Origin of the sequence: Streptomyces sp. NPDC056231 (genome assembly GCF_048270745.1) — a bacterium.
Classification (GTDB): domain Bacteria; phylum Actinomycetota; class Actinomycetes; order Streptomycetales; family Streptomycetaceae; genus Streptomyces.
This window is the reverse complement of the sequence record NZ_JBLVKW010000162.1, coordinates 1-6,124: the sequence shown is the minus strand read 5'-3', so window position 1 is coordinate 6,124 and position 6,124 is coordinate 1. Positions and strand designations below refer to the sequence as shown.

7 protein-coding genes and 1 pseudogene are annotated in these 6,124 nt (G+C 68.3%); 1 reads left to right on the top strand and 7 read right to left on the bottom strand.

The genetic code is table 11. From position 1 onward, the window contains the following. Nucleotides 1-624: 624 nt before the first annotated feature. The 5 genes and pseudogenes from ACNPQM_RS43480 to ACNPQM_RS43460 all read right to left on the bottom strand — a co-directional run bounded on the left by ACNPQM_RS43480 (nucleotide 625) and on the right by ACNPQM_RS43460 (nucleotide 3,949). Nucleotides 625-1,128, bottom strand: a complete 504-nt coding sequence (locus tag ACNPQM_RS43480; protein WP_418088345.1) for an IS3 family transposase — start codon at nucleotides 1,126-1,128, stop codon at nucleotides 625-627. Beyond that, nucleotides 1,125-1,397, bottom strand: a complete 273-nt coding sequence (locus ACNPQM_RS43475; RefSeq protein WP_418088344.1) for a transposase — start codon at nucleotides 1,395-1,397, stop codon at nucleotides 1,125-1,127. Before ACNPQM_RS43475 ends, ACNPQM_RS43480 begins: the two co-directional genes overlap by 4 nt. A 109-nt stretch (nucleotides 1,398-1,506) precedes the next feature. Continuing rightward, nucleotides 1,507-2,484, bottom strand: a pseudogene (locus tag ACNPQM_RS43470) (IS1380 family transposase); the annotation flags it as partial. Between the two features lie 122 nt (nucleotides 2,485-2,606). Further along, entirely contained in the window at nucleotides 2,607-3,497 is an 891-nt protein-coding gene (locus tag ACNPQM_RS43465; RefSeq protein WP_418088343.1) for an NAD(P)H-binding protein, read from the bottom strand. Between the two features lie 158 nt (nucleotides 3,498-3,655). Next, a complete protein-coding gene (locus ACNPQM_RS43460) occupies nucleotides 3,656-3,949 on the bottom strand; it encodes a muconolactone Delta-isomerase family protein (RefSeq protein WP_418088342.1) in 294 nt (97 codons plus the stop codon). 244 nt (nucleotides 3,950-4,193) lie between these two features. Between ACNPQM_RS43460 and ACNPQM_RS43455 the strand changes: the two genes are divergently transcribed. Then, on the top strand, nucleotides 4,194-4,409 hold the full coding sequence (locus tag ACNPQM_RS43455; RefSeq protein ID WP_418088341.1) for a hypothetical protein: 216 nt from the start codon (nucleotides 4,194-4,196) through the stop codon (nucleotides 4,407-4,409). Here the strand turns inward: ACNPQM_RS43455 and ACNPQM_RS43450 are convergent. Continuing rightward, nucleotides 4,406-5,272, bottom strand: a complete 867-nt coding sequence (locus ACNPQM_RS43450) for an ABC transporter substrate-binding protein (protein ID WP_418088340.1) — start codon at nucleotides 5,270-5,272, stop codon at nucleotides 4,406-4,408. The two genes, ACNPQM_RS43455 and ACNPQM_RS43450, sit on opposite strands and share 4 nt — an antisense overlap. A gap of 175 nt (nucleotides 5,273-5,447) precedes the next feature. After that, nucleotides 5,448-5,570, bottom strand: coding sequence for a hypothetical protein (locus tag ACNPQM_RS43445; RefSeq protein ID WP_418088339.1), 123 nt, complete (start codon nucleotides 5,568-5,570; stop codon nucleotides 5,448-5,450). Between the last annotated feature and the right edge of the window lie 554 nt (nucleotides 5,571-6,124).

The following is a 6,124-nucleotide window of genomic DNA, read 5'->3' as shown; positions in this document are numbered from 1 at the left end:
GGCGTACAACAGGCGCAGCAGGGGTTGCCAGGTGGTGAAGTCATGAAGCGCGGGCACGAGCAGGCCTCCTGAATATGTGTTCGGTGATTCAGATTATGGGTGGGGGCGCCGACATCACGAGACGCAGACCGGGGACGGCAGCGGCCGCCGGGAATTGCGCGATCTTGGTGGTTAATTCCAACTGTCATGCAATAAAGTCGAGTTGGCAGGCGTCGGGATGACTGGGGAGTCGGTCGTGGGTCTGCCCGTGCGCCAGGGGTAGCAGCGCGACGTGATCCGTCAGGTTCCGGCGAAGTGAGCTGAGGTCCCACAAGTTCCAGCGCCTCGGACAGTGACTCAAACAGCGACTCGGGGAGGACGGGAGGCCGGCCTGGCGTGGCAGAGAAGGCAGCACTCGCTCTCCCGCCGTCAGGAGGTTTCGATCGGCCGGCGCGGGCGCCGCACCGGCGGAACGGGGCTCTTGATGGACCTGGGCCGTGCCTATGTCCAGCGGAGCGGCGGCAGTGGGGTGAGCCGAGCTCCCCCGGCCGAGGCGCCTGTACCGAATATCGAGCCATAAACAGGGTCGGCTGGCTTCCAGGGCTGGAGGTTCACCGATCGCACCATTCGACGGTGGGTAGCCGACTATCGCCGACACGGTGAGGCCGGCCGATCGATGACGGTGGCCAGGTAGAGCTTGCCCTCACCGGTGGTGATCTCTGTCATGTCGCCGCACCACACCTGGTCCGGAGCGTCCGCGGTGAAGTCCCGCCGCACGAAGTCTGGGGCCGCCTGCCGTTTGCCGGGCCGGGTCAGCCCGCACCGGCGGCGGGCTTTCCGCCCCGCCAGGCCGAGTTCGGCCATCAGACGGGCGACAGTGTTCACCGAAACGCGCCAGCCCGCGCGGACCAGGAGGAGCCAGACCTTCGGGGAACCGTAGGTGCCGCCGGAGTTCTCGAAGATCTGCCGGATCGCGTCGGCCAGCTGTCCGCGCCGGACCTCACGTGCGGTAGTGGGCTTGTCGCGCCACTTGTAGAACCAGGACTCCGCCACCCCGACAGCTCTGCAGGCCAGACGGTGCGGGACGCGGTGCTCGGTCCTCTGGTTACCGATGAACTCGACCAGGACGGCCGGGTCCGTCCCGGTCACTTCACCCAGAGGACCATGCATCGCTTGAGGACATCACGCTCCATCTCCAGCTCGCGTATCTGCTTGTTCTTCTCGCCCATCTCCCGCCGCAGCCGCTCCGGCTCGGCGCGTTCGGCCTCGCGCATCCGCCCGCCCGGCGCGGGCTCGGCCGGCCGGTCGGACGACGCCGACCCGTTGCGCCGCCACCGCGACACCCAGCTGTGCAGCGTGCCCGAGTACACGCCGAGTTCCTCGGCGACCTCCGGGATCGGCCTGCCCGTCTCGATCACGATGCGTACAGCACCCTCACGAAACTCAGGCGTGTACGTCCGTTGCTTGGACCCCATGAACCCCAACCTCCCCTGCAATCAAAGACTCCACGCTACGAGGGGAGGGACAGTTGGTGGCGAAGCAGATCAGCAGCATCCCGTCGGCGTCGGTGAAGCGCAGCTGGGCGCCGGGATGGGGGCGTTCTTTGCGGACGATCAGCCGCATGCCCTTGGGCCAGTCCTTGAGCACGTCGCCGCCCAGCTCGGCCACCCAGGCACCGTCGCGGACCTCGCCGTCAGGCTCGACGGCAACCGTCCAGGCGGACGCGGGAACCTTGAGGACGGCCTGGTGGATGCCGTCGCTGATGGTCATCCCGACCGAGTACGACAGCCACCGGCCACGCTTCGTCAGCCAGGCCACGAACTGATGGGTGCCACCGCCCGAATCACAGCGGATCAGTGTCTGGCGTCCGCGCCGGTACTTCTTCGGCAGCTGGGCCAGCGCGAGCCCGGCGGTGGTGATGTGGTCGGCGGCGGTGTTTCTGCCCGCGTTGCCCGGCCGCAGCAGGCCAGCGACCGGCTCTCCGCTGCCGCCCGCTCCGTGGTCGACGAAGCCCATCAGCGGGTGGTGCCCGAACGTCTTCTTCCACGTCGCGGCGGCGTCCTGCTTCTCGGAGTGCGCAAGAACGAGCACCCCGTCCAGATCGACGATCACCTGTCCGCCGGCATTGTATTCACGGACCTCAGCGCGTGCCGAGCGGACTGCCGCCAGGGCCTTGTCTCCCGCCGTGGCGAGTGTGTCTATGAGACGGGAGACGGTCGGATCGGATGCCACCGGCCCGAACACGCCCGGTTCGGCCCGCACAATTCCCACGTCAGCAAGGCAGTCTCCGCCGAGTGCGACCGAGAGTGCCACATCCAGCAGGACTTTACCCGGAGGATCGTGCACCGCACGGGGCTTGCGCCACGGCGACAGCGCCGCTGATATCGCCTGGTCCAGCCCGGTCTTGCGGACCGTGTCGACCAGCAGCACGGCTCCCGCCCGCGAGACCATTGCCCCGCCGGCCTCGACGCGGACACGCGGGTAGGACCCGATACGCTTCTTCACCTGGGAAGTGCCTCCGACAGCGGCGGGAACAAAGACCTCAGCAATCCTCATTCTCACTGGTCAGAGGCACTTTCTGCTTTCTTGATCAGTGGCCGGACAGCCCGCTTCGTTAAAGCGCGAGATTAGCGGGTACCGCGCGCTGTCTTCGGCGCGGGCCACCAGGCTACGTCCGAGATCGGGGTCGCTGGTGAGCCGGTGAGCCGGGGGACGACATCGGTGACCACGGAAATCTCGCCCCTCTCGATCGCCTGGTACCACGAGATCCAGGTCTCGATCTGTTCCCCGCTCATGCCCAGTCGCCATCGCCGTGTGAAGGCGTCCTCGAGAGTCTCGGGTTCGAAGCGGTAGGGTCGGCCGGTGGCTGCGGCGATCCTGGTGACCGCTTCGTCGAGGGTCAGGGCCTCGGGCCCGGTGATCTCAAGGGTCGCGCCGTCGTGCTCGGAGCGGGGACCCTCATCGAGGGCGACGGCCGTGATCACGTCAGCGATGTCCTCGTGGGTGACGAAGGCGGCCCGGCCGGTGCTCGCGGGGCCGCTCACGACGAACTCCTCGTTGGCGAGGGCGGCTGGCGTCGAGGTGTAGAAGCCTGCCCGGAGCACCGTCTGGCGGATCCCGGCCCCTGCCAGGAACTGTTCGGTCAGCCACTGGTCGCGGGCGTTGGTGTAGGTGGCGGCGGGCGCTGCGCCGACGAGAGATACGTACAGGACCCGGTCCACGCCGACCGCGATCGCGGCCTCGACTGCGGTGGCGTGTTCCTCCAGCCGGCGCCCTGTGCGGTGTCCGGAGACCAGGATGAGGGTCGACGCGCCCTCGAGCGCCTTGCGCATGGCGTCGGCATCGGCGTAGGCGGCCGGACCGCGCCGCTGGGCGCCTGGCAGTTCGGGCATGCGGTCGGGGCTGCGTCCGACGAGGAGCTGGGGGACGCCGTGGCCCGCGAGTCGGGCCGCGATCCGGCCGCCCAGCGCCCCAGTCACCCCGGTGACTGCCACCGTGGCATGGTTCTTCTCAGACACGGGTTTCCCTCCGTCCGGGGCCGCTGTCGATCGCGGAACCCCTGTCTCCGATTCGGTAAGCGAACGGTTTCTCAACCTCAAGGCATGGACTCCCGCTTCAGTGCGGTGGTCCTGATTGGCACAGCGAGCGGTGGCAGTGAGGTGCCGCACCGGAAGACTCATTCGGTCAGGTCCGGATCGTTGGGGTGCGGCTGCAGGGCGGTGATTACCGCCGTCGCCCAAGGCCACATGGGCAGGCTTCCGAGGACCTTCTCACGCAACTCCGCCTCGTCATCGGCGCGCCACACGCCGATGACACGGTCCTCCCCGACCGGGCGCCACAGCCGGAACAAGTGACCTTCGGCGGCGAGTTCCTTGGCTCGCACAGCTTCGGCGGCGCGGCGCCGGTCGACTTCTGCTTGGTCGGTCCCTTCGGGCACACGGGCGGTCAGCTCGATCAGGAACTCCTTCATGGTCTCTTCCTCTCTTGTTTCTTCGGGCTTGTTTCTTCGGGGGACGCAGGGCTTCGCGACCGTCTGCGAGGGGCCCTGAGGGTGCCGGAAGAGTCGGTTCTGCCCGCACGCAAACACGCCGCTCTGTGGAGTGCGCCTGCCGCCTGGAGGTCTACGACTGCATCTTCGACCGGTTGCGTGGCGATCGGGTCGCGGCGACCGGTATGCCGGAGACCTGCCGTCCCTGGTATGTGTCCCGGCGGAAATGCCCATCCTGTGGGTCCCCGCCGATCCGGAGCCCGTCGCGTCGGTCGACGACACTGCGAAAGTGCCCCTCGACCTGCAACACCACGGAGCACGCTCCGTCCAGGGGGCCGTCGTAGGTGTGGCCCAGCGTCTCGGGGCACTTGCCGCCGCGGTGTGGTGCAGCTTCCAGGCCGGCCAGGCGGTCTGCCGCTCACTGACTGCCTTCGACGACTAAGCGGTGCGGTAGAACTCGGTTGCGGTGAAGGTGGCGGGAACGCCGAGTTCGGCGGCGACCGTGGTGATCGCGGTGTCTGCGGCGACGAGGTCGGTTTGGCCGTCGGTGGTGAAATACGGTGCGATGAACTTCTCGTAGTGCGCTCGGACTTCGTCTGCGGTGTGTCGGCCGAGGAAGGTCTCCAGATGCCGCACCGTGGTGTCGGGATCGTTGTGGATCACCTGAAGGGCGCGCCGGTGGGCTCGTACGACCGCCTGGACCGCGGGGTCCTCCGGGTCGGTGTAGGTGGGGTCGACAGCCACGCCTACGGTGGGAATCTGGAAGTGGTCGCCGACAAAGGCCAGCACCTGCCAACCGAGCTCGGCGGCGATCGCCTCCGGTGCCATGGTGTCACCGACCACGGCGGCGTCGATACTCCCGTTGCGCAGCCGGCGCAGGTCCATGCTGTAGTCGCCGGGCCAGCGGACGATGCTCTGCACGTCGCGGTCCGGGTCGAGACCGGCCTGGCGCAGAATGATCCGGGTGAAAACCCCGGGGCCGGTGTGAGGAGGGGTTACCGCCAGCCGTTGGCCGGCCAGGTCAACCAGGGAGGCCAGGCCGGAACGGGCGAGGAACCAGAACAGCGGGCGGGCGGTGTTGACATTCAGCGCGACCCAGGGGATGCCATCGTTCAGCCGGGACAGCAGTGTCCGGCCGAGTCCGATGACTGCGCCGCGGCGCAGCCGCTCCGCGTCCCAGGTGCAGCCGTCGCGCAGTGCGACGTGGACGCCCTCGTCGGCGTAGAAGTCCTGCTGGTCAGCGAGGTAGGTGACCAGTTCCTCGTGCGGGCCTCGCCCGACGTAGGCGAGATCGATCGTGTGCATGAACGTCTTCCTTTGGGGTGACGATGTCCCGAATGCGGTCCGGCCGTCGGCTGGACCGGGACGCGATGGCCCCGTGCGCGCAGGCCAGGGGGAGAACATGGACATGCCGCCGCTGACCGCGGCCGTGGTGCCGGTCACAGGCTCGTCACCCGGCCGGCCCGAGCAAGCCCAAGAATCAGGCTCCGGCAATGGTCCGGCCCGGCATCGGCTCCGCGAGCGCGGCCCGCCAGGCCGGCACGCCTAAGGGGTCGGCGACGTACTGCGTCTCGTGCACCACGTGCTGGTCAGCGAATTCCATGATGCTGACCGAATACGAAGGCACACCGCCGTAGGTGATGACGCATTCACCCACAGATTCGCATGGCCGGTGATCCGCTGGACGGTGAAGTGAGGCTCGGCCGGGTGCCCGCCGCGCTGCGCCGAGATTGCCGCTCGGCCCCGGAACCGCTCGCCTGATTGCCGGTAGTCCAGGATCGCGTCCGTGGCGTAGATGGCGTGCTCGGCTTCGGTGTCCCCGCGTTCGGAGGCTCGCCAATGCTCCTCGACCGCGGCCCTGGTCCGGGAGTCAGCATCCATGGCACCGCCCTTCCGTAGCGGTGACAGCCTAGGCACTCCGGGCCACAGCCGACCCGGGGCAAGCCGGGCCTGGGTAGCCAGGTCCTCCCTTTGGCCGGATCGGAGGGCGGCAGCCGTCAACGTGGCAACCGCGTTCGCCGTCCCCTGCGACCGGTACCGGGCAGGCCCAGGCCGGTACCGGGGGTGCTGTCACGTTGGCTGACGGAGTGAAATGATCTTCGGGTTGATCGTGCCTGGGGAGGGCTTGTCGTGTCGGTCGCGTCGCCGTCGTACAAG

Excerpts from the sequence above, each read along its gene's own strand:
- ACNPQM_RS43460 (WP_418088342.1), bottom strand. The coding sequence starts at position 3,949 with ATGAAGGAGTTCCTGATCGAGCTGACCGCCCGTGTGCCCGAAGGGACC.
- ACNPQM_RS43455 (WP_418088341.1), top strand. The coding sequence starts at position 4,194 with ATGCCCATCCTGTGGGTCCCCGCCGATCCGGAGCCCGTCGCGTCGGTC.
- ACNPQM_RS43450 (WP_418088340.1), bottom strand. The coding sequence starts at position 5,272 with ATGCACACGATCGATCTCGCCTACGTCGGGCGAGGCCCGCACGAGGAA.
- ACNPQM_RS43445 (WP_418088339.1), bottom strand. The coding sequence starts at position 5,570 with ATGGAATTCGCTGACCAGCACGTGGTGCACGAGACGCAGTACGTCGCC.